At 63.8% G+C, this 22,039-nt stretch carries 27 protein-coding genes and 1 tRNA gene; 22 read left to right on the top strand and 6 right to left on the bottom strand.

From position 1 onward, the window contains the following. Nucleotides 1–42: 42 nt before the first annotated feature. From hisC to AC6EI8_RS05065, 13 genes are all read left to right on the top strand, one after another. Complete coding sequence (gene hisC / locus AC6EI8_RS05125) at nt 43–1,143, top strand: histidinol-phosphate transaminase (RefSeq protein ID WP_498381433.1); 1,101 nt, start codon at nt 43–45, stop codon at nt 1,141–1,143. 4 nt (nt 1,144–1,147) lie between these two features. Beyond that, nucleotides 1,148–1,735 carry an imidazoleglycerol-phosphate dehydratase HisB gene (gene hisB / locus AC6EI8_RS05120; RefSeq protein ID WP_006575772.1) on the top strand — a complete coding sequence of 196 codons (588 nt, stop codon included), beginning with the start codon at nt 1,148–1,150 and terminating at the stop codon, nt 1,733–1,735. Nucleotides 1,736–1,878: 143 nt separating this feature from the next. Further along, entirely contained in the window at nt 1,879–2,532 is a 654-nt protein-coding gene (hisH, locus tag AC6EI8_RS05115; RefSeq protein WP_149319710.1) for an imidazole glycerol phosphate synthase subunit HisH, read from the top strand. A gap of 90 nt (nt 2,533–2,622) precedes the next feature. After that, on the top strand, nt 2,623–3,369 hold the full coding sequence (gene hisA, locus AC6EI8_RS05110; protein WP_149319709.1) for a 1-(5-phosphoribosyl)-5-[(5-phosphoribosylamino)methylideneamino]imidazole-4-carboxamide isomerase: 747 nt from the start codon (nt 2,623–2,625) through the stop codon (nt 3,367–3,369). Nucleotides 3,370–3,449: 80 nt separating this feature from the next. Continuing rightward, nucleotides 3,450–4,220: an imidazole glycerol phosphate synthase subunit HisF gene (gene hisF / locus AC6EI8_RS05105; RefSeq protein ID WP_149319708.1), complete on the top strand. Its 771-nt coding sequence runs from the start codon at nt 3,450–3,452 to the stop codon at nt 4,218–4,220. A gap of 2 nt (nt 4,221–4,222) precedes the next feature. Next, nucleotides 4,223–4,630, top strand: a complete 408-nt coding sequence (gene hisI / locus AC6EI8_RS05100) for a phosphoribosyl-AMP cyclohydrolase (RefSeq protein ID WP_149319707.1) — start codon at nt 4,223–4,225, stop codon at nt 4,628–4,630. Continuing rightward, nucleotides 4,630–5,022, top strand: coding sequence for a phosphoribosyl-ATP diphosphatase (locus AC6EI8_RS05095; RefSeq protein ID WP_150082610.1), 393 nt, complete (start codon nt 4,630–4,632; stop codon nt 5,020–5,022). The genes hisI and AC6EI8_RS05095 overlap by 1 nt, the downstream gene beginning before the upstream one ends. An 85-nt stretch (nt 5,023–5,107) precedes the next feature. Beyond that, nucleotides 5,108–5,515: a DUF4870 family protein gene (locus tag AC6EI8_RS05090; RefSeq protein ID WP_223819515.1), complete on the top strand. Its 408-nt coding sequence runs from the start codon at nt 5,108–5,110 to the stop codon at nt 5,513–5,515. A 74-nt stretch (nt 5,516–5,589) separates the two neighbouring features. Further along, entirely contained in the window at nt 5,590–5,946 is a 357-nt protein-coding gene (locus AC6EI8_RS05085) for a histidine triad nucleotide-binding protein (protein ID WP_149319705.1), read from the top strand. Nucleotides 5,947–6,097: 151 nt separating this feature from the next. Then, nucleotides 6,098–6,340, top strand: coding sequence for a Sec-independent protein translocase subunit TatA (gene tatA, locus AC6EI8_RS05080; RefSeq protein ID WP_149319704.1), 243 nt, complete (start codon nt 6,098–6,100; stop codon nt 6,338–6,340). Nucleotides 6,341–6,485: 145 nt separating this feature from the next. Further along, entirely contained in the window at nt 6,486–7,001 is a 516-nt protein-coding gene (tatB, locus tag AC6EI8_RS05075) for a Sec-independent protein translocase protein TatB (RefSeq protein ID WP_149319703.1), read from the top strand. 125 nt (nt 7,002–7,126) lie between these two features. After that, complete coding sequence (gene tatC / locus AC6EI8_RS05070) at nt 7,127–7,915, top strand: twin-arginine translocase subunit TatC (protein ID WP_149319702.1); 789 nt, start codon at nt 7,127–7,129, stop codon at nt 7,913–7,915. A 236-nt stretch (nt 7,916–8,151) separates the two neighbouring features. Then, nucleotides 8,152–9,240: a porin gene (locus tag AC6EI8_RS05065; protein WP_498381432.1), complete on the top strand. Its 1,089-nt coding sequence runs from the start codon at nt 8,152–8,154 to the stop codon at nt 9,238–9,240. A 518-nt stretch (nt 9,241–9,758) separates the two neighbouring features. Here AC6EI8_RS05065 and AC6EI8_RS05060 read toward each other — a convergent pair. Next, nucleotides 9,759–10,949 (bottom strand): Do family serine endopeptidase, encoded by a 1,191-nt coding sequence (locus AC6EI8_RS05060; protein WP_150082608.1) that lies wholly within the window; start codon nt 10,947–10,949, stop codon nt 9,759–9,761. A gap of 19 nt (nt 10,950–10,968) precedes the next feature. On the opposite strand from AC6EI8_RS05060, the gene AC6EI8_RS05055 reads away from it, so the two are divergent. Beyond that, a complete protein-coding gene (locus tag AC6EI8_RS05055; protein ID WP_498381431.1) occupies nt 10,969–11,715 on the top strand; it encodes a Nif3-like dinuclear metal center hexameric protein in 747 nt (248 codons plus the stop codon). Nucleotides 11,716–11,791: 76 nt separating this feature from the next. Here AC6EI8_RS05055 and mscL read toward each other — a convergent pair whose 3' ends face one another. After that, nucleotides 11,792–12,223 carry a large conductance mechanosensitive channel protein MscL gene (gene mscL, locus AC6EI8_RS05050; RefSeq protein ID WP_149319698.1) on the bottom strand — a complete coding sequence of 144 codons (432 nt, stop codon included), beginning with the start codon at nt 12,221–12,223 and terminating at the stop codon, nt 11,792–11,794. A gap of 232 nt (nt 12,224–12,455) precedes the next feature. Here mscL and petA point away from each other — a divergent pair, with 232 nt between their 5' ends. The 6 genes from petA to AC6EI8_RS05020 all read left to right on the top strand — a co-directional run bounded on the left by petA (nt 12,456) and on the right by AC6EI8_RS05020 (nt 16,804). Then, nucleotides 12,456–13,073, top strand: coding sequence for a ubiquinol-cytochrome c reductase iron-sulfur subunit (gene petA / locus AC6EI8_RS05045; protein ID WP_149319697.1), 618 nt, complete (start codon nt 12,456–12,458; stop codon nt 13,071–13,073). Nucleotides 13,074–13,075: 2 nt separating this feature from the next. After that, nucleotides 13,076–14,479 (top strand): cytochrome b, encoded by a 1,404-nt coding sequence (locus tag AC6EI8_RS05040; RefSeq protein ID WP_149319696.1) that lies wholly within the window; start codon nt 13,076–13,078, stop codon nt 14,477–14,479. Nucleotides 14,480–14,505: 26 nt separating this feature from the next. Next, on the top strand, nt 14,506–15,249 hold the full coding sequence (locus AC6EI8_RS05035) for a cytochrome c1 (protein ID WP_150082606.1): 744 nt from the start codon (nt 14,506–14,508) through the stop codon (nt 15,247–15,249). A 237-nt stretch (nt 15,250–15,486) separates the two neighbouring features. Next, entirely contained in the window at nt 15,487–16,098 is a 612-nt protein-coding gene (locus AC6EI8_RS05030; RefSeq protein WP_006575790.1) for a glutathione S-transferase N-terminal domain-containing protein, read from the top strand. A 55-nt stretch (nt 16,099–16,153) separates the two neighbouring features. Further along, nucleotides 16,154–16,648: a ClpXP protease specificity-enhancing factor gene (locus AC6EI8_RS05025; RefSeq protein WP_006575791.1), complete on the top strand. Its 495-nt coding sequence runs from the start codon at nt 16,154–16,156 to the stop codon at nt 16,646–16,648. Between the two features lie 80 nt (nt 16,649–16,728). Next, nucleotides 16,729–16,804 (top strand) — tRNA-Thr (locus AC6EI8_RS05020). Nucleotides 16,805–16,889: 85 nt separating this feature from the next. Here AC6EI8_RS05020 and AC6EI8_RS05015 read toward each other — a convergent pair. Both AC6EI8_RS05015 and AC6EI8_RS05010 read right to left on the bottom strand, forming a co-directional pair. Next, on the bottom strand, nt 16,890–17,585 hold the full coding sequence (locus AC6EI8_RS05015) for a FadR/GntR family transcriptional regulator (protein WP_498381430.1): 696 nt from the start codon (nt 17,583–17,585) through the stop codon (nt 16,890–16,892). A 126-nt stretch (nt 17,586–17,711) separates the two neighbouring features. Next, entirely contained in the window at nt 17,712–19,043 is a 1,332-nt protein-coding gene (locus tag AC6EI8_RS05010) for an MFS transporter (protein ID WP_498381429.1), read from the bottom strand. Between the two features lie 201 nt (nt 19,044–19,244). Here AC6EI8_RS05010 and AC6EI8_RS05005 point away from each other — a divergent pair, with 201 nt between their 5' ends. Beyond that, nucleotides 19,245–19,808: an ureidoglycolate lyase gene (locus AC6EI8_RS05005; protein ID WP_498381438.1), complete on the top strand. Its 564-nt coding sequence runs from the start codon at nt 19,245–19,247 to the stop codon at nt 19,806–19,808. A 121-nt stretch (nt 19,809–19,929) separates the two neighbouring features. Here AC6EI8_RS05005 and AC6EI8_RS05000 read toward each other — a convergent pair whose 3' ends face one another. Further along, nucleotides 19,930–20,322, bottom strand: coding sequence for a hypothetical protein (locus AC6EI8_RS05000; protein WP_498381428.1), 393 nt, complete (start codon nt 20,320–20,322; stop codon nt 19,930–19,932). Further along, nucleotides 20,315–20,704, bottom strand: a complete 390-nt coding sequence (locus tag AC6EI8_RS04995; RefSeq protein ID WP_262485065.1) for a DUF2164 family protein — start codon at nt 20,702–20,704, stop codon at nt 20,315–20,317. Before AC6EI8_RS04995 ends, AC6EI8_RS05000 begins: the two co-directional genes overlap by 8 nt. A 320-nt stretch (nt 20,705–21,024) precedes the next feature. Here AC6EI8_RS04995 and AC6EI8_RS04990 point away from each other — a divergent pair, with 320 nt between their 5' ends. Continuing rightward, nucleotides 21,025–21,909, top strand: coding sequence for a glycosyltransferase family 2 protein (locus AC6EI8_RS04990; RefSeq protein WP_150082600.1), 885 nt, complete (start codon nt 21,025–21,027; stop codon nt 21,907–21,909). Nucleotides 21,910–22,039: the final 130 nt, after the last annotated feature.

Below are 22,039 nucleotides of genomic sequence, written 5' to 3'. Positions count from 1 at the left end.
GCCCGCGTGCCGTCCCTTTACTCCCCAACCGAAGAGGAATCCATGTCAGCAGTCGAGCCTTCCCTGATCGAGCGAATCATCCGTGACGACGTCCGCGCCATGGGCGCCTATCACGTGGCCGATTCGCACGGTCTGATCAAGCTCGACGCGATGGAGAACCCGTACCAGTTGCCTGCGCCGCTGCGCGAGCAGCTCGGCAAGCGGCTGGCCGAGGTCGCGCTGAACCGTTATCCGGTACCGACCAGCGAGGCGCTGCGCGCGCTCCTGAAGCACGTGATGGATGTGCCCGCCGGCATGGAGATCCTGCTCGGCAACGGCTCGGACGAGATCATCAGCATGCTGGCGCTGGCGGTCGCACGGCCGGGCGCCAAGGTGATGGCGCCCGTGCCCGGCTTCGTGATGTACGCGATGTCGGCGCAGTTCACCGGCCTCGAGTTCGTCGGCGTGCCGCTGCGCGCGGACTTCACGCTGGACCGCGCCGCGATGCTGGCCGCGATGGCCGAGCACAAGCCGGCGGTGATCTACCTCGCCTATCCGAACAATCCGACCGGCACGCTGTTCGACGAGCAGGACATGGAGGCGATCGTGCGCGCCGCGCAGGGCGAGGTGTGCCACAGCCTGGTGGTGGTCGACGAGGCCTACCAGCCGTTCGCGCAGCACAGCTGGATGCCGCGGCTGCCGGAGTTCGGCAATCTGCTGGTGATGCGCACCGTGTCGAAGCTGGGCCTGGCCGGCATCCGGCTCGGCTACCTGGCCGGCGATCCGGCCTGGCTCGCGCAGATCGACAAGGTGCGCCCGCCGTACAACGTCAACGTGCTGACCGAGGCGACCGCGCTGTTCGTGCTCGAGCATGTCGACGTGCTCGACGAACAGGCCGCGCAATTGCGTGCCGAACGCGCCAGCGTGGCCGCGGCGATGGCCGCGCATCCGGGCGTTACCGTGTTCCCCAGCGCCGGCAATTTCCTGCTGGTGCGCGTGCCCGATGCCGCGCGAATCTTCGATCGGCTGCTCGCGCGCAAGGTGCTGATCAAGAACGTGAGTAAAATGCACCCATTGCTGGCCAACTGTCTGCGCGTGACGGTCAGCACCCCCGAAGAAAATGCGCAGTTTCTCGAGGCGTTTGCCGCCTCGCTGCAGGATTAGCACCATGCGTGTTGCCGAGGTCACCCGCAATACCTCCGAGACCCAGATCCGCGTCGCGCTGAATCTGGACGGCACCGGACGCCAGCTGCTGGCTTCCGGCGTTCCCTTCCTGGACCACATGCTGGACCAGATCGCCCGCCATGGCATGTTCGACCTCGAGGTCGAGGCCAAGGGCGACACCCATATCGACGACCACCATACGGTCGAGGATGTCGGCATCACGCTGGGACAGGCGGTGGCCAAGGCCATCGGCGACAAGAAGGGCATCACCCGCTATGGGCACAGCTACGTGCCGCTCGATGAATGCCTGTCGCGCGTGGTGATCGATTTCTCGGGCCGCCCGGGGCTGGAGTTCCACGTGCCGTTCACCCGGGCGCGCGTCGGCAGCTTCGATGTCGACCTGACCATCGAGTTCTTCCGCGGCTTCGTCAATCATGCCGGCGTCACGCTGCATATCGACAATCTGCGCGGCATCAATGCCCACCATCAATGCGAAACGGTATTCAAGGCCTTCGGCCGGGCGCTGCGCATGGCGGTAGAGCTGGACCCGCGCGCGGCCAATACGATTCCGTCGACCAAGGGTACGCTCTGATTTCGATACCGGTCCGATGAAGGGCGGCGGGTTTTCCTGCCGCCGCCCACGCCGACCGGTTTCTACCGATCTCTACCGGACTCCACCACCCTCCACCGTTTCCGAGGGGACGGCCACGCGATGCCACGGCCGTTTCCAACATCATGACTACGATTGCAATTGTGGATTACGGCATGGGCAACCTGCGCTCGGTGGCGCAGGCGCTGCGCCGTGCGGCGCCCGACGCCGATGTGCGCGTCGTCGATGCGCCCGAGGGCATCCGCGCCGCCGAGCGCGTGGTGCTGCCCGGCCAGGGCGCGATGCCCGACTGCATGGCGGCGCTCAATGCCTCGGGGCTGCGCGAGGCCGTGCTCGAGGCCGCGGCCAGCAAGCCGCTGCTGGGCGTGTGCGTTGGCGAACAGATGCTGTTCGAAGCGAGCAGGGAAAGTAGGGCCGGTGCGGACAGCACGCCATGCCTGGGCCTGATGCCGGGCGAGGTGGTCCGCTTCGAGCTCGACGGCATGACGCAGCCGGACGGCTCGCGCTACAAGGTGCCGCAGATGGGCTGGAACCGCGTTCGCCAGACCCGCCCGCATCCGCTGTGGCAGGGTATTCCCGATCAGAGCTGGTTCTATTTCGTCCACAGCTACTATGTGCAGCCGCGCGATTCCGCCCATACTGCCGGGGAAACCGAATATGGCGTCGTGTTTACCAGCGCGGTGGCCCGGGATAATATTTTTGCCACGCAGTTCCACCCGGAGAAAAGCGCCGCGCTCGGCTTGCAGCTCTACCGGAATTTCGTGGACTGGAAGCCCTGATTCACCAAGCCGTTCGACGCAGGCAAGGCCGGGCCGGCAGCGCCGGTCCCGCCAGGACAACCTTTTTACTTCAACACGCTCGTCACGCTTATGTTGCTCATTCCGGCCATCGACCTGAAGGACGGTCAATGTGTACGCCTCAAACAAGGCGATATGGACCAGGCCACCGTCTTCTCCGAAGAGCCCGCCGCCATGGCACGACATTGGGTGGAACAGGGCGCGCGGCGTCTGCACCTGGTCGACCTGAACGGCGCCTTCGTCGGCAAGCCCCGCAATGAGGCCGCGATCAAGGCCATCATCGCCGAGGTCGGCGAAGAGATCCCGGTCCAGCTCGGCGGAGGCATCCGCGACCTGAACACGATCGAGCGGTGGCTGGACGACGGCCTGTCGTACATCATCATCGGCACCGCCGCGGTCAAGAATCCGGGCTTCCTGAAGGATGCATGCTCGGCGTTCGGCGGCCACATCATCGTCGGACTCGATGCCCGCGACGGCAAGGTCGCCACCGACGGCTGGAGCAAGCTGACCGGCCACGAGGTGATCGACCTGGCGCGCAAGTACGAGGACTACGGCGTCGAGGCGATCATCTACACCGACATCGGCCGCGACGGCATGCTGCAGGGCATCAACATCGATGCCACCGTCAAGCTGGCCCAGTCGGTGTCGATCCCGGTGATCGCCAGCGGCGGCCTGTCGAACATGAGCGATATCGACCGGCTGTGCTCGGTCGAGAGCGAAGGCGTCGAAGGGGTGATCTGCGGCCGCGCGATTTACTCCGGCGACCTGAATTTCGCGGACGCGCAGGCGCTCGCGGACAAACTCGGCGCCGGCCAGTAAGCCGTCGCCATTGCGCCCCCGGGGGGGCGCTGCTGCCCGCGTCGCGCCGTGCCTGCGCGCGCCGCGTGGCAAGGATTCCGATGCTAGCCAAACGTATCATCCCCTGCCTGGACGTGACCAACGGGCGGGTGGTCAAAGGGGTCAACTTCGTTGAATTGCGCGACGCGGGCGACCCGGTCGAGATCGCGCGCCGCTATGACGAGCAGGGCGCGGACGAAATCACATTCCTCGACATCACCGCGACCAGCGACGGCCGCGACCTGATGCTGAACATCATCGAGGCGGTGGCCTCGCAGGTGTTCATTCCGCTGACGGTCGGCGGCGGCGTGCGCACCGTCGAGGACGTGCGCCGCCTGCTCAATGCCGGCGCGGACAAGATCAGCGTCAATTCGTCGGCGATCAGCAATCCGCAGCTGGTGTCGGATGCCACCGCTCGCTACGGCTCGCAATGCATCGTGGTGGCGATCGACGCCAAGCGCAGCTCCGCACCGGGCGAGCCGCCGCGCTGGGAAGTGTTCACCCACGGCGGGCGCAAGGCCACCGGCCTCGACGCGGTCGAGTGGGCGCGCGAAATGGCGCGCCGCGGCGCCGGTGAGCTGCTGCTGACCAGCATGGACCGCGACGGCACCAAGAGCGGCTTCGATCTCGAACTGACCCGCGCGGTCAGCGACGCGGTCGGCGTGCCGGTGATCGCCTCGGGCGGCGTCGGCGGGCTGCAGGACCTGGCCGACGGCATCCGCATCGGCCATGCCGACGCGGTGCTGGCGGCGAGCATCTTCCACTACGGCCAGCACACGGTGGCCGAGGCGAAGGCATTCATGGCCCGCGAGGGCATTCCGATGCGGGTTTGACGATGCAAAAGAAGTGGCTCAACAAGGTCAAATGGGACGACCACGGCCTGGTGCCGGTGATCGTGCAGGAAGTCGGCTCCAACGACGTGCTGATGTTCGCCTTCATGAATCGCGAGGCGCTGCAGCGCACCGTCGAGCTCGGCGAGGCGGTGTTCTGGTCGCGTTCGCGCAAGCGGCTGTGGCACAAGGGCGAGGAGTCAGGCCATGTGCAGAAGGTGCATGAGATCCGGCTCGATTGCGACGAGGACGTGGTGCTGCTGAAGGTCACGCAGGCCGGCGACATCGCCTGCCACACCGGCCGCCATTCCTGCTTCTTCCAGAAATTCGAGGGCGACGTCGAGGACGGCGACTGGCAGACCGTCGAACCGGTGCTGAAGGACCCCTCGTCCATCTACGGCAGCAATCACTGATGAGCGACTCTTCTGCGAACCAGGCCGACGCGCTGGCCGACGTGCTTGCGCGCGTGGCCGCGGTGCTCGAATCGCGCAAGCCCGAACACGGCGGCGATCCCGACAAATCCTATGTCGCGCGGTTGTTTCATAAAGGCGACGACGCGATCCTGAAGAAGATCGGCGAGGAAGCGACCGAAACGGTAATGGCAGCCAAGGACGCGCGCGCCGCCGGCCTGGCCGGCCCCGCGCTCGACAAGGTCGTCTACGAGGTCGCGGACCTGTGGTTCCACAGCATGGTGCTGCTGGCCCGCTTTGGCCTGAGTCCGGCCGACGTGGTGGCCGAACTGGCGCGCCGCGAGGGGCTGTCGGGACTGGCCGAAAAGGCCGCGCGCACGGCCGAGCCGAAGTGAGCGCCGGCGCCCCTCGGCGGGCGGCGGTGTATCGTGTGGCACAGTATCGTCTGGACCGAACCGTGCGCACACGCAAGGAGGTGCAATGAGCAACGACTATCCCGGCCAGGACTATCCCGGCCAGGTGGTGCCCAGCAGCGGCGGCGCGCAGCTCGACAGCCTGCGCAAGCTGACCCATATCCTGTACGGGCTGTATGCGATTTTCTGGCTGACCGGCGGCATCACCGCGCTGATCGCGATCATCATCAACTACGTCAAGCGTGACGACGCGCGCGGCACGCTCTATGCATCGCACTTTGCGTGGCAGATCCGCTCGTTCTGGTGGTCGGTCGCGTGGACCGTGCTGGGGGGCGTGCTGTTTGCCACCGTGGTCGGCATCGCACTGGCCTTCATCGTCTGGGGCCTGTTGTCGCTGTGGATTCTTTACCGTATTGTCAAAGGCTGGTTGTATTTGAACGACAGCAAGCCGATGTACCCGGAGCAGCGTTTCTAGATTTCCAGACGGCGCGAACCGGGCCAGGCTGAATTCCGGCTTGCCGGTGTCCTCCACTTCGCAATGAAACTTTCATGAACGCACACGAGAATTGCATCTTCTGCAAGATCGTCGCCGGCCAGATACCGTCGCGCAAGGTGTACGAGGACGCCGACATGCTGGCGTTCCACGATATCCATCCGAAGGCGCCGGTGCACTTCCTGATCATTCCGAAGGTGCATGTAGACTCGCTCGCCGACTGCGGCCCGGGCGAAGGCGACGTGCTTGCTAAAATGCTGCTCAAGGCGCCGCAGCTGGCCCGCGAGGCGGGCTGCGGCAATGGCTTCCGCACCGTGATCAACACCGGTTCGGACGGCGGCCAGGAGGTCTATCACCTGCATCTGCACGTGATGGGCGGGCCGCGGACCGAATGGAAGGTCGCGCTGCCGTAGGCCGCCGCGGCAAGCCTGGAGTAAAGAATGACGTCCTGCCGCTCGCGGCGGACGGAACAGCGCCGGCTACCGTCGCCCGGCGTGCGAGCTCGGACGGAACAACGGGTCCGCGTGGCAAGGTGCCGCGCGGGGCTTCATCAGGAGCAGGAAAATGGGTTCGTTTAGCATTTGGCATTGGCTGATCGTGCTGGTGATCGTCATGCTGGTCTTCGGTACGAAGAAGCTGCGCAATATCGGCCAGGATCTGGGCGGCGCGGTCAAGGGCTTCAAGGACGGCATGAAGGATCCCAACGCCCCGGCGGGCGAGGACACCGCCGCCGGCACGCCCAAGGAACTGCGCGACTCGACCACGATCGACGTGGACGCCAAGGAAAAGTCGCGCCAGCAGCAGTAATCCGCATCATGCAGTCAGTCGGCGTCCGGCCGGCGCGGCCCCGCATCGGCCGGGCCGGCCCCCGGTACACTGATTCCCTCCTTCCTCCGGGCGGCGGCGCAGGGCATTGCGCCCGGCCGCGCCCGGCACTGGCATTGAATCCCGCATGATCGATCTGGGCATTTCCAAGCTGGCGCTGATCGGCGCGGTCGCGCTGATCGTGATCGGTCCCGAGCGGCTGCCCAAGGTCGCCCGCACCGTCGGCGCGCTGGTCGGGCGCGCGCAACGCTATATCAGCGATGTGAAGGCGGAGGTCAGCCGCGAGGTCGAGCTGGACGAACTGCGCCGCATGCGCACCGAATTCGAGGAAGCCGCGCGCGATGTCGAGCGGACCATCCACAAAGAGGTCAACGAGCAGGCGCAGTCGCTGAACGAGGCGTTGTCCGGCGACACCAGCGAGATCGGTACCCCCGCCGGCACCGATGTGCCTGCCTCGTATGTGCCGAGCTGGGACAGCGCGCACAAGATGCACAACGGCCGCAAGAGCTGGCGCGTCAAGCAGGCCGCCGTGCCGAAGTGGTACAAGCGCCAGAACAACGTCCGCGGCTGGGCGCAATCCGGCGCTGCCCGCGTCAAGCGGCACCGTCCGGCGACGCGTCCCGCCCGTTCTTTCTTCGAGTGACCATGCGGCAGTCCGCCCCGATGCCGGCGGCCGACCGGTCCGCACGTTCGTCGCGCGCCTTGCCGCGCGCGATGTCGCTTTTCTCTTCCCTGTTGTCCGCCCACCGCTGCTGAGCGGCTGCCGCCATGAGCGAATCGCGTTCCCCCGATCCCCAAGACGAATCCCCGCAGGAAACCTTTATCTCCCACCTGGTGGAGCTGCGCGAGCGCATCGTCAAGGCCGTCGCCGGCGTGCTGGTGGTATTCGTCAGCCTGGTGTACTGGGCGCCGGATATCTTCAACCTGTTTGCGCGGCCGCTGATGGAGTCGTTGCCCAAGGGCGGCAAGATGATCGTGACCGACGTGACCGGCTCGTTCTTCGTGCCGATGAAGGTCACGTTGCTGGTCGCTTTCCTGATCGCGTTGCCATGGGTGCTGTACCAGGTCTGGCAATTCGTCGCGCCCGGGCTCTATCAGCACGAGAAGCGGCTGATCATGCCGCTGGTCACGAGCAGCTATCTGCTGTTCCTGTTCGGCGTCGCCTTTGCCTACTTCCTGGTGTTTCCGACGGTGTTCCACTTCATGGCGCACTACAACGCGCCGCTCGGTGCCGAAATGTCGACCGACATCGACAAGTATCTCGGCTTCGCGATGACGACGTTCCTGGCGTTCGGCATCACCTTCGAGGTGCCGGTGGTCGTCATCGTGCTGGTGCGCTTCGGCGTGGTGGAGCTGGAGAAGCTCAAGCAGATCCGCCCGTATGTGATCGTTGGCGCCTTCATCATCGCCGCCATCGTCACGCCGCCCGATGTGCTGTCGCAGCTGTTGCTGGCGATTCCGCTGATCCTGCTCTACGAGCTTGGCCTGCTGATGGCCAAGGTCATCGGCCGTCCGCTGCCCAATGACGGCGCCGCAAAAGAGTCGCAAGCCGACTGATGAGGGCAAGAGGGCGCAAACCTTGCGTCCTTTTTGCACCAAAATGGGGAAAATCACCGTTTCTCCTGTTGCTGTTCAGCAACAAAAGCCGCCCTCAGGAACGGTTTACGACGAAAAAGCCTTCTGAGCGCGCGGGAGCCTGACACATAATACGCAGCAGACGTGATGGTGAATGCGTCGCCCATGCACTTGGGCAACCCAAGATTTCCCAATCAGTTGACAAGGAAAGTGTCGATATGAAGATGAAACTGTTTGCAGCTGCAGTCGCCGCCCTGGCCGCTGGTGGTGCCTACGCCCAGTCGAGCGTGACCCTGTACGGCGTGGTCGACGCTGGTATCGAGTACAACAACAACTCCGGCGCAACGGGCGAAAACCTGTTCCGCATGCAGTCGGGCGGCCAGTCGGGCTCGCGTTGGGGCCTGCGTGGCGTGGAAGACCTGGGCGGTGGCCTGAAGGGTCTGTTCGTGCTGGAAAGCGGTTTCGATCTCGACACCGGCCGTTCGGGCCAAGGTGGCCGTCTGTTCGGTCGTGCCGCCTACGTCGGTCTGCAGAACCAGTTCGGCACCCTGACCCTGGGTCGTCAACAGACCCCGTTCTACGACTTCGGTCTGCAGTTCGACCCGATGGCGATCGCTCCGCGTTACTCGATCACCTCGCAAGCTGTCGAGTTCCAATCGCGTGCTGACAACGCCGTCAAGTACGTCGGCAAGTTCGGCGGCCTGACCGCGTCGGCCATGTACTCGTTCCGCGCTGACGGCCAAGAAGTTGCTGGCCGCAACGTGTTCGGCCGCGAAATGGGCGCCATGCTGTCGTACGCAGCTGGCCCGTTCGCGATCGGTGCTGCTTACGACGACCTGCACGTCGGTACCGAAGCTAACCAGGCTCCGGTGATCCGCCGCGCTACCGTTGCCGGTACCTACGCTTTCGGTCCGGCCAAGGCCTTCGTGGGCTACCGTTGGGCGAAGGCTTCGGACGGCGCTGTTCTGCCGGGCGCTGTTGGTGCTGACACCACGACGTCGAACCTGTACTGGGCTGGCCTGGCGTACCAAATGACCCCGGCCTTCTCGGTCACGGGTGCTGCGTACTACCAGGACTTCCGCCGCAGCGGTGCTGATCCGTGGCAATTCGTCCTGACCGGCGACTACGCGCTGTCGAAGCGTACCGACATCTACACGTCGCTGTCGTACACCCTGAACAAGGATGGTTCGGGTCTGGGCGTGTCGGGCTTCAACACCATCGGTGCTACCGCCGCTGCCAGCACGTTCAACGTGGAGCCGGGCAAGGACCAGTTCGGCGCCATCATCGGCGTGCGTCACAAGTTCTAATTTGACGCGGGCAACCGCATCAAGTTAGCTTGATCGAAACGCCGGCATCCTTCGGGATGCCGGCGTTTTGTTTTGTGGTGTCTTAGTCCTTATCGTTGCGCCCGTCGCGATCGCCTCTGCAGAAGTAGTCTGTCAGGCCCCAGCCCGGCGACCTGGCGCGGCACGGGGAAGCAATGGGCAGCTGCGGAATGTCACGCTGAGGCAGCATCACGGAAAGCCCCATTGCCGATGGCTTTGCCCGTGCCGGTCCGGCATATCGGATAAGGCAGGCACCGCGTGAGGCTCGCGTCATCGCGTCGTCGCGCGTCGCGGTTGGAAACGCAAAGCGGCTCTCTGGCAGGACGGGGCGGCGGGATCCTTCACGAGCTCGGCCCGCTGTCGTGCTCTGGTGCAACATGGCCAATTCGCACGCGCCAACGGTACTTGGCTCGTCCTGGTTTACGACGGGTCACCGCCAATAAAAAAGCCCCTTGGCATCACCAAGGGGCTTTTCAGTTCACCGCACGTTCAGAACGTCTTCAATCTTCCTCGTCGTAAGGCAACACGCGCCGCGGTGGAGGAGGGCGCTTGCCGATCGTCACCGTCACCTCGGTCGGCTTGCCACGGCGTACCACCTTCATCTTCACTTCCGTACCCGGCTTGAGCTGCGCGATCGCATTGAGCAGTGCTGTGGTATCCGTGATCGGTTGATCCTGCACGGCAACCAGCACATCGCCCGGCCGCACGCCGGCCTTGTCTGCGGGGCCGCCTTGCACGATCGCGGCGATCAGCGCGCCTTCCTTGGCCTCGAGCCCGAACGATTCGGCGATCTCCGGCGTCATGTCTTGCGGCTCGACGCCGATCCACCCGCGCGTCACCGAGCCGGTCGAGATGATCGACTCCATCACCTGCTTGGCGGTGGACACCGGAATCGCGAAACCGATGCCCAGCGAGCCGCCCGAACGCGAGTAGATGGCCGTATTGATGCCCAGCAGATTACCCTGCGCGTCGACGAGCGCGCCACCCGAGTTGCCCGGGTTGATCGCCGCGTCGGTCTGGATGAAGTTCTCGAAGGTATTGATACCGAGATGGCTGCGGCCCAGCGCGGACACGATACCCATCGTCACGGTCTGGCCGACGCCGAACGGGTTGCCGATCGCCAGCACCACATCGCCGACCTTGACGTTCTCGAGGCGTCCCAGCGTGATGGCCGGCAGATCCTTCAGCGTGATCTTGAGCACCGCGAGATCCGTTTCCGGGTCCGAGCCCACCACCTTGGCGTTGGCCTTGCGGCCGTCGGTCAGCGCGACCTCGATCTCGTCGGCGCCGTCTACCACATGATGGTTGGTTAGAATGTAGCCCTCGGCGCTGACGATCACGCCCGAGCCCAGGCTCGACACCGGCTCCTGCCGCTCGGGCAGCCGGTCACCGAAGAAGAAGCGGAACCACGGATCGTCGGCCTGCGGGTTGCCGCGGCGCGCGCCGTTCTTGCTGGTGAAGATGTTGACCACCGCCGGCATCGCCAGCTGCGCCGCCTCGCTATAGGAGCGTTCCGCGGATGGGCCTGTGACGTTCGGCACCACTTCCTTGAGCGCGACGATTGGCGAACCGGATTGGACCGCGACGCGCCCGCGTTGCAACCATTCCGGTTTCAATGTCGCCACGACAAACCAGATGGCCAGCACAACCGTGACGGCCTGGGCAAAGAACAGCCAGAAGCGGCGCAACATATTGGAGTTTGGGCTGAAAATGAAAACAAAAGAGCTTGAATTGTACTTGAACGACCTGTTGGAAGTCCCCCGCTACAAGGACTATTGCCCGAACGGCCTGCAAGTACAAGGTCGGCCGGAAGTCACCCACATCGTGACGGGAGTGACGGCCAGTGCCGCGCTGCTCGATGCCGCCATCGAAGCCGGTGCCGATGCGATCCTGGTCCATCACGGCTATTTCTGGCGCGGCGAAGACGCTCGCGTCATCGGCCAGAAGCATGGCAGGCTGCGCCGCCTGCTGGTGTCCGATACCAATCTGCTGGCCTATCACCTGCCGCTCGACGGCCATCCCGAACTAGGCAACAACGCGCAGCTGGGGCACGAACTTGGGCTGAATCCGACCGGCCGCTTCGGGGAAGACCAGCTCGGCTGGACCGGCACGTTGCCGCAATCGATGACGCTGCGCATGCTGGCCGACCACATCGCGGGCGTGCTCGGGCGTGAGCCCCTGGCGATCGGCGATCCGGACCAGCCCGTTCGGACAGTGGGCTGGTGCACCGGCGGCGCGCAGGGCTATTTCGGCGCGGCGATCGCCGCCGGAGTCGATGTCTATCTGAGCGGGGAGGTCTCCGAGCAGACCACGCACCTGGCGCGCGAGAGCGGCGTCGGCTATATCGCCGCCGGCCATCACGCGACCGAGCGCTATGGCATTCAGGCGCTCGGCACCCATCTGGCGCAGCAGTTCGGCCTGCGCCATACCTTCATCGACATCCCGAATCCGGTCTGAGCGAGGTGCGAACGCGGTCTGTCCGAAAGGTCCGCCCGCGACGCCGCAACGCCGGGGCGCCGCGGCCCCCGGGGCCTCAGGCCCGCGTCGTCTTCAGGCTGTCGCGGATCTCGCGCAGCAGCTTGATGTCTTCCGGATCTTCGGGCGCCGGTGCCGGCGGCTCGGCGGCGCGCAGGCGATTGATCGCGCGCACCATCATGAAAATGATGAAGGCCAGGATCAGGAAGTTGACCAGGATGGTCAGGAAATTGCCGTAGGCAAATACCGGTACGCCGGCCTTTTTCAAGGCATCCAGCGTCATTGGCGTTCCGGCTGGCGGGTCGGACAACACCAGAAACAGATTCGAAAAGTCGAGTTTGCCGATGATGCGGCCGACCAACGGCATGATCAGGTCATTGACCACGGAATCCACGATTTTTCCGAAAGCTGCGCCGATAATCACGCCGACCGCGAGGTCGACCACGTTCCCGCGCATCGCGAAGGTCTTGAATTCCGACATCATGCTCATGGCTTAACTCCTTGCTGTTGTTCATTTTTCACCACGGACCGCAGCGCAAGACTGCCGCAAGGATGCCGCAAACGCAAGCCTGTCGCGGCATTCGGGCCGATCGGCGGGGCTGCCTTGCACGGTCGCGCGATGACCGAACACCCCCGGGTTACCGCGCTTTCACTGCCCAATGTGCCTAAGGTACAATTTACGGTTGACGCAAAATCTAAATTGACTTCCCCTGGGGTTTGGAATGAATGACCAGCAAAGCGTGAAGAGCGTGGATAAGGGGCGTCGCAACTGGTTGATCGCGACGTCTGTGGCTGGCGGCATCGGAGGAGTGGCGGTTGCGGTGCCGTTTGTCAGTACCTTTGCACCGTCGGAAAAGGCCAAGGCGGCAGGTGCGCCGGTCGAGGCCGACATCAGCGGGCTCAAGCCCGGCGAAATGATGACGGTCGAATGGCGCGGCAAGCCCGTCTGGATTCTGCGTCGCACGGAGGAGATGCTGGCGTCGCTGAAAAAGACCGACGCCGAAGTGGCCGACCCGAACTCGGAAATTCCGTTCACGATGGAAACCCCCGAGTATTGCAAGAACGAAACCCGTTCCCGGCCCGAGCACAAGGACATCCTCGTCGTCGTCGGTATCTGTTCCCATCTCGGTTGCTCCCCGTCCGGCCCGTTCGCGGCCGGCGCCAATCCCACCCTCGGTTCCGACCCCGGTTTCCTTTGCCCGTGCCACGGCTCGACCTTCGACCTGGCAGGCCGCGTCTTCAAGAACAAGCCGGCACCGCAGAACCTTGACGTTCCCCCATACCAGTTCCTCACCGACACCACGATCGTGATCGGCAAAGACGAAAAAGGAGAGGCTTGATCATGGCGGCGGAAAAGCAAGTCAAGACGACCGGCCTGCTGGGCTGGATCGACGCGCGCTTCCCGGCGACGCAGCTGTGGGAAGACCATCTGTCCAAGTACTACGCGCCGAAGAACTTCAACTTCTGGTACTTCTTCGGCTCGCTGGCGCTGCTGGTGCTGGTGATCCAGATCGTCACCGGCATCTTCCTGGTGATGAACTACAAGCCGGACGGCACGCTGAACGCCGCCGGCATCCCGGTGGCCTACGCCAGCGTCGAATTCATCATGCGCGAGGTCCCTTGGGGCTGGTTGATCCGCTACATGCACTCGACCGGCGCCTCGGCGTTCTTCGTGGTCGTCTACCTGCATATGTTCCGCGGGCTGCTGTACGGTTCGTACCGCAAGCCGCGCGAGCTGGTCTGGATCTTCGGCTGCCTGATCTTCCTGACGCTGATGGCCGAGGCCTTCATGGGCTATCTGCTGCCGTGGGGCCAGATGTCGTACTGGGGCGCCCAGGTGATCGTCAACCTGTTCTCGGCGATCCCGGTGATCGGCCAGGACCTGTCGCTGTTCATCCGCGGTGACTACGTGGTCAGCGACGCGACGCTGAACCGCTTCTTCTCGTTCCACGTGATCGCGGTGCCGCTGGTGCTGTTGGGCCTGGTCGTCGCCCACATCATCGCGCTGCACGAGGTGGGCTCGAACAACCCGGATGGCGTCGAGATCAAGGCCAACAAGGACGAAAACGGCGTGCCGCTCGACGGCATCCCGTTCCACCCGTACTACTCGGTGCACGACCTGATGGGCGTGGGCGTGTTCCTGATCATCTTCTCGGCCGTGATCTTCTTCTTCCCGGAGATGGGCGGCTACTTCCTGGAACACAACAACTTCTTCCCTGCTGATCCGCTGAAGACCCCGCCGCACATCGCCCCGGTCTGGTACTTCACGCCGTTCTATTCGATGCTGCGTGCCACCACGGCCAACTTCCTGCCGATCCTGTGGATCTTCTTCGCCGTGCTGCTGGGCATCCTGTTCCTGCGCAGCAAGAGCCTGAAGGTCAAGGGCATCGCCGTGGCGATCGCGGTGCTGCTGGCGCTGGGCTTTTACTTCATCGACGCCAAGTTCTGGGGCGTGGTGATCATGGGCGGTTCGGTGATCATCCTGTTCTTCCTGCCCTGGCTCGACCATTCGCCGGTCAAGTCGATCCGCTACCGTCCGGCTTTCCACAAGACGATCCTGATGGTTTTCGTCGCGTTCTTCCTGATCCTGGGCTACCTCGGCGTGCAGCCGCCGTCGCCGGTTGGCGAGAAGGTGTCGCAGCTCGGTACGCTGCTGTACTTCGCCTTCTTCCTCGCCATGCCGCTGTGGAGCCGCGTCGGCACCTTCCAGCCGGTGCCCGACCGCGTGACGTTCAAGCACCACTAAGCCAGGCCCAAGGACAAGGAACAACGATGAAAAAGCTGCTTTCCATTCTCGCGCTGGCCGGCGCGTGCTTTGCCGGTGCGCCCGCCATGGCTGCCGAAGGGGGCTATCCGCTCGAGCCGGCGCCGGTCAACACCAGCGACCTGTTCTCGCTGCAGCGTGGCGCCAAGCTGTTCGTCAACTACTGCCTGAACTGCCACGGCGCGTCGATGATGCGCTACAACCGCCTGCGCGATATCGGCCTGACCGAAGATCAGATCCGCGAAAACCTGATGTTCACCGCGGACAAGGTCGGTGAAACGATGACCATCGCGATGCAACCGAAGGACGCCAAGGCCTGGTTCGGCGCGGCGCCGCCGGACCTGTCGGTGATCGCCCGCGCCCGCGGCGACGCCTGGCTGTATACGTATCTGCGTACCTTCTACCGCGACGACACCCGCGCGACCGGTTGGAACAACCTGGTATTCCCGAGCGTCGGCATGCCGCACGTGCTGTGGGAGCTGCAGGGCCAGCGCGCCGCCAAGTTCGCCGATGTCGAAGAGCATGGCGAAAAAGTGCACAAGTTCGTCGGTTTCGAACAGCTGACGCCCGGCAGCATGACGCCGCTGCAGTACGATACCGCCGTCGCCGACCTGGTCGCCTATCTGGACTGGATGGCCGAGCCGGCGCAGAACCATCGCCGCCGTCTGGGCGTGTGGGTGCTGCTGTTCCTGGGCATCTTCACCGTGTTCGCCTGGCGCCTGAACGCCGCCTACTGGAAAGACATCAAGTAATTCCGGTAGACCGCCCGAGGGCTAGTGCGGAGTTGCGTATGCGACACCGCCTGGCCCTTTTTCCTTTGTGACGGAATGAAAAGAGACAGGGCATGGACGGGCCGCATGCGCCGCCCGCCAAGCCACCGATCCGGCATTCCGTTACGCTATTTGTAACGAATTTGCTTTCCGATGGTGGGTTCTGACAGAATGTTTGACCCAACTTCGGCCTAGCGCCGCCTCCAAGGAATCCCAACCATGATGGTGTTGTATTCGGGCACCACCTGCCCGTTCTCTCAGCGTTGCCGCTTGGTCCTGTTCGAAAAGGGCATGGACTTCGAAATCCGCGACGTCGACCTGTTCAACAAGCCGGAAGACATCTCGGTGATGAATCCCTACGGCCAGGTGCCCATCCTGGTCGAGCGCGACCTGATCCTGTACGAATCCAACATCATTAACGAGTACATCGACGAGCGCTTCCCGCACCCGCAGCTGATGCCGGCCGACCCGGTCCAGCGCGCCCGCGCCCGCCTGTTCCTGTTCAACTTCGAGAAGGAACTGTTCACCCACGTCTACGTGCTGGAGAACGAAAAGGGCAAGACCGCGGAAAAGAGCCACGAGCGTGCCCGCGGCGCGATCCGCGATCGCCTGACGCAACTGGCGCCGATCTTCGTCAAGAACAAGTACATGCTCGGCGAAGAGTTCTCGATGCTGGACGTCGCCATCGCGCCGCTGCTGTGGCGCCTGGACCACTACGGCATCGAACTGTCGAAGAACGCCGCGCCGCTGCTGAAGTACGCGGAACGGATCTTCAGCCGCCCCGCCTATATCGAAGCGCTGACCCCGTCGGAAAAGGTGATGCGCCGCTAAGCCGGCCCCGGCCCGAGTCCTCTCGGGCCATCGGCGCGACGCCACTGGAAGTCTTATGCCTGAAACCTCGACCAAGCCCTACCTGATCCGCGCCATTTACGAATGGTGCACGGACAACGGCTTCACTCCGTATATCGCCGTGTTCGTCGACGCGAACACCAACGTGCCGCGCGAGTTCGTCAAGAACAACGAGATCGTGCTGAACGTCAGCTTCGACGCGACCAGCGGTCTGGAAATGGGCAACGAGTGGATCAGCTTCAGCGCCCGCTTCGGCGGCGTCTCACGCAAGCTGGACGTGCCGGTCGATAACGTGCTGGCAATCTACGCGCGGGAAAATGGCCAGGGCATGGCCTTCCCGGTCGAGCGCAGCGTGCCGGAAACCCAGGCCGCAACCGAACGCGAACTGAATCCGCCGCCGAAACTGGCCCCGGTCGAAAGCGATGGCGCCGCGCAAGCTGACGGTGCCGACGCCTCGGACGACGACGATCCGAATCCCCCGCCGGTACCGCGGATCGGTACGCGCAAGCCTTCGCTGAAGGTCGTCAAGTAAGCCCCTTCGACCGGTCAGTTCTGACGGGTCAACCATCGCCAAGGCAGGCCGCATGCAGTAGAATCGCGGTCTGCATTCATGCCGGCTTAGCTCATCAGGTAGAGCAGTTGATTTGTAATCATCAGGTGGCGGGTTCGAGTCCTGCAGCCGGCACCATATATAAAAGGGTCACGCAAATAATCGCGTGACCCTTTTTCATTCCCAGCCCCTCAAAACCACAGTCCAAGTACTGCGGTCGTCTTCAACCAGGATCAAGACTCGTCGGAAAATGCACCCCCGCCCGCTGCGCCGCCTGCACGATATGGTCCGCCATCGCCCGCTGCGCCAGTGAGGGATCCCCGGCCGCCAGCGCATCAATAATCGCCGTGTGCTCGTTGAACGTAGCCCGCCGCGCACCGCGCTTGTAGAACGGCAGGCGCTGGCTTTCCTGAATGATCTCCGCGCTGTTGCGCAGGATCTCCGCGATCGCTCGGTTGCCGGAGATCGCGATGATCTGCATGTGGAAATCGAAATCGAGTTGGGCCGCCTGCGTGAAGTCCGACGCTTCGATGCAAGCCTGCATCGCTTCCGCATTGGCTCGCAGCGCATCGATATCGGCCGGCTCCACCACCAGCGCAGCCAGCCGCGCGGTGAAATTCTCCAGCGCGAAGCGCAGTTGGTAGATATCGGTCAGCGAATGCGAGTCGGCGAAGCGCCAGGGGTGGGTGGAAGGCGCGGGGCCTTCCGCCACGTACACGCCCTTGCCGGGGCGCGCCACGATCAGACCCAGTCCCTGCAAGGTGGAGAACGCCTCCCGCAGCGAGGTCCGGCTGATGCCGAGGCGCTCGGAGAGCTCGCGCTGGGAGGGCAGCAGCGAGCCTGCGGGGTAGGTGCCGTCGTTGATCCATTGCTGGATCAGCCGGGCGGCATTGGCGGCGACTGCGGTCGAGTTGAACATGCCTGATGTCTGAACGAGGAAGAGCGCCGAGGCAGCAGCAAGCGAACTGCCGCGCATCGCAGCGGAGGGGCGCCGCTCAGGCAGACGATTGTACCCGAGCGTCGGCGCGCCCCCGCGCGGCGGCGCCTACTTGTTGACCAGCTTCGCGGGCACCGTGTACGTCAGCAGGGCGCCCATCAGCAGCACGCCGGCCAGCACGAACATCGCCAGGTTGGTGCTTTGCGTCGCGTCCTTGATGAGCCCGATCATGTAGGGGCTCAGGAAGCCGGCCAGGTTGGCGAAGGAGTTGATCATCGCGATGCCCGCGGCCGCGCCGGCGCCGGACAGGATCGCGGTCGGCAGGCTCCAGAACAGCGGCGAAGTCGCGAGGCTGCCGCCGGCTGCCAGCGCCAGGGCGGCGAGGGACCATGCCACGTTGTCGCTGAACACGGCGCTCAGCACCAGGCCGGTGGCGCCGCAGCAGAACGGCACGATCAAGTGCCAGCGGCGTTCGCGCATGCGGTCGGAGCTGCGGCTGACGAGAATCATCGAGCAGACCGCGACCGAGAACGGCACGGCGGTCAGCAGGCCGATATGCAGCGCGCTCGATACGCCGGACTGCTTGACCAGCGTCGGCAACCAGAACGTGAGCCCGTACTGGCCCATCACCGTGCAGAAGCAGATGAAGGCCATCTTGACGATGCGCGTATCGGCGAACAGTGCGCGCAGCGTCGGGTGCGCGTCCTTGGCCTGGCGTTCGTTGGCGATGTTGCGCTCGAGCAGCACCTTCTCCGATTCGGTCAGCCACTTGGCGGCGCGGATGTTGTTGTCGAGGTAGAACATCACCGCCACGCCGACCAGCAGCGAGGGGATGGCCTCGAGCAGGAACATCCATTGCCAGCCGCGCAGCCCCGATACGCCCTGCATCGATTCCATGACCCAGCCCGACAGCGGTCCGCCGAAAATGCCCGACACCGGGATCGCACACATGAACAGCGCCACCATCTTCGCGCGGCGGTGCGACGGAAACCAGTAAGTCAAATACAAGATCATGCCGGGATAGAAGCCGGCCTCCGCGGCGCCGAGCAGCAGGCGCAGCACGTAGAACTGCGTCGGCGTGGTGACGAACATCATCGCCGCGGAGATCAGCGCCCAGGTGATCATGATGCGGGAGATGGTCGCCTTGGCGCCGATCCTGTGCATCAGCATGTTGCTCGGCACCTCGAAGAAGAAGTAGCCGATGAAGAAGAGACCCGCACCCAGGCCGTACATCGCTTCGCTGAACTGCAGGTCGGCGAGCATGTGCAACTTGGCGAAGCCGACGTTCACGCGATCGAGGTAGGCGACGACGTAGCACAGCATCAGGAAGGGCAGCAGTCGCCACGCCACCTTGCGGTAGAGCGCGTTCTCTTGCGCGACGGCCGGGATGTCGGCCGCGGACGCCGGCGTAATCGCCGGGCCGGCTTGGTAGGGTGTCATGGCAGGTCTCCTCGTATTTGTTGTGTCGTCCGTTGGATTATCACTGGTATGACCAGTATGATTGATGCGCGCAGGGCGGAACAATAACGCCCCGCGCGAACCCAACAAATCGGCGTTTACCCGCCGATTTCCCGCATTGACACCGACATGCCATATCGTAATACTGGTAAGACCAGTAGGCGAACCCGATTCCGTCCAGCCATGCCCATTCAGACCGCCCCGCTGTCCCTGATCGCACAACCGCTGACCGCAGACGCCTTCGCGCCGTTCGGCGACGTCATCGAGAGCGATGGCCGCACCCCCATCGCCATCAATCGCGGCATGTGTCATCGCTTTCACGACCTTGCCGAGGTCGACGTGTCCTCGAACGACGGACGCCCGCTGATCAATCTGTTCGAATCGCAACCCTATGCGCTGCCGCTGGTACTGACCTCGTTCGAGCGGCACCCGCTCGGCAGCCAGGCGTTCATTCCGCTGGGGGATGCGCGGTTCCTCGTCGTGGTGGCGCCGCCTGGCGACACGGTCGAGCCGCATGCGGTGCGGGCCTTCGTCACCAACGGCCGGCAAGGCGTCAACTATCGCAAGGGCGTGTGGCACCACTCGCTGATCGTGACGGAAGGTGTGGCGCGGTTCATCGTCGTGGACCGCGGCGGGCCCGGGAACAACTGCGACGAACTGGATCTGTCCGGAGGCGCCACGCTGCGGCTGGACTTGCCGAGGACCGAGCGGGAAGGGGCGTCGGGAATGGAAGCCACGTTGTTTTGAGTTGCGGGCCGCCGTAAGCGATGTCCGTCGCTGGCAATCGGCGCGGAAGCATCAGAGGCGGCCAGCGTCCGCCCTCGCGTTAGCGCCAGCGCCTTGCCGTCATGCCGGCCGGCAGTCAAGGTCATGCCGCCCCTGCATGCTCGATATCCCCGATACAGAGGGACGCAATCTGCCATCGGCCCCCCACGATCAGCCATAACTCGAGAAATTCGAACTGGTGGACGATCTTCCCATCCCTCTTCAGGCATGCCGATCCCGTTACCGTGGCCCAACTCTTGTGCTGCTGGATCTCGATGCCGGTTTCCTTGAACTGTGCCTCGCCGGCCCGCTTGTTCGGAAACTTCTTCCGGCTGCGTTCGATGTAGGCAATCTGATTGGCTTTGGAAACCAGTTCGCCATTCGCCTTCAAGAAGAACGTCGGCGCCTCCAGATAGTCGAGCCAGTCCACCTCGCCGTTCAAGCGGGCGTTGACCCAGACCTCCCTGACCTGCGTCAGCGAATACTTGCTACTCATACTGCAGCAAGATATCCAGCTGCTCCGAAACATCCGCCAGCTTGCGTTCCATCACGCGCTTCGCGTCGAGCACGCCCTCGTTGTAGGCATGCGACCTCACCAGCTTGTACAGCTTCTCGGCAAAGGGCACCACTTCCATATTGCCGACCGATACCTGAAGCTCGCTGTCCAATAGATCGCGAACCGCGGAGGAAAATTGGATCAGGTCGAATTTGTCGTTGTGCATGAGATTCCCGGATCGTTGAAATTGGACTGGTCCCATCCTCAGTCTTGCTCCCGGAAATGTAATCCATCTGGCAGCGCCGAAGGCATTGACGAGCCAGGCGGGTCGCCGCCGCTTGACCGCGAGCTCGCTGGTCGGCATCGTCGGCCCGAGCGGCATGGACCGAATATCGTCAAGACCCTGCACGACGCCTTCAGAAACGCGACGCAGGATCCGACATACCTGAGGTCGTTGGAGGCCATCGACCTCGAACCGTCTACGTGAGCAGCGAGCAATATGCGAAGTCCGCCGCCGAGCAGTTCGAGGTCGAAAGTCGGACCGTGCAGCAGCTCGATATCAAGCTGAACTAACGAGGGTTAGGCGGAACCAGCGGCACGACCGAAACCGAGCACGCCGAGCGGCGATGGCCCGGTTTTCCAGGGCCGTCACGGTCGGTATGCGATCATTGGCCGCAACCGCAGAACCCGCTTTCCCCATTAATGCTGTTGAAGTCTCTTTCCAGATTCCGCCGTTCGCAAACCGATCCAGCGCCAGAAGTCGCCATCATCGTCCCCTGCTACAACCAGGCGGGCGTGATCGCCGACACGCTGAAATCGGTGCGGCGCCAGAGCTACCGGCACTGGCGCTGCATCGTGGTCGATGACGGCTCCACCGACGATACCGCGCAGCGCGTGCAGTCCTTCGTGCAGAAGGACCGCCGCTTCACCTATATCCGCAAGCAGAACGGCGGCGTGGCGTCGGCGCGCAATCTCGGTATCCGGCTTACCGGCGGCGAATACATCGTGCCGCTGGACGGAGACGACAAGATCCATCCCGACTACCTGCGCCGCGCGCTAGCGCATTTCCGCAGGCATCCGGACACCGCGCTGGTCTACTGCCAGGTCAAGCGATTCGGCGCGAAGAAGGGGAAATGGCGGCTGCCCGAATACAGCTATCAGCGGCTGCTGTTCGAGAACATGATTCACAACTGCGCGGTCTATCCGCGCGCGTTGTACGAGCGGACCTCGGGCTATTCCGAAGCGATGAAGCACGGCTTCGAGGACTGGGAGTTCTATATCCGTCTGCTGGAGCCCGAGGCCAAGGTGCATCGGATCGATGCGCCGCTGTTCTACTACCGCATCAGCAAGCGTTCACGCACGACGCAGCAGCTGACGGGCGGACATGAGCGCGAGTCATTGGCGACGATCTATCGCAACAACACCGAGGCGTATTCCGACGTCGTGGCCGATCCGATTTCCAGCTTCAAGACGGCACGCCAATTGTTCCTGCCGGACGTCGTGCGTCGCTACAAGCGGCAGCGCACGCGCATGCATCTGGGCTATCTGGCGGTGATTTTGCTGCTGGCGGTGCAGGCGTTCGATTGAACGGCGGGGCTGATGCCCTCCCACGCCGTCGACCCATTCGTTCCCGGGAACTACAGCACCGCACCAAGCCTGCGATCAGTGGTATTACCGAGCGGTAATCTTTTTCCTTGACGATGCGTGGTTCCAATAT

It is taken from the genome of Cupriavidus sp. R6-3, from assembly GCF_059772245.1.
The sequence above is the reverse complement of the archived record's forward strand: the minus strand, read 5'-3'. Positions and strand labels throughout refer to the sequence as shown.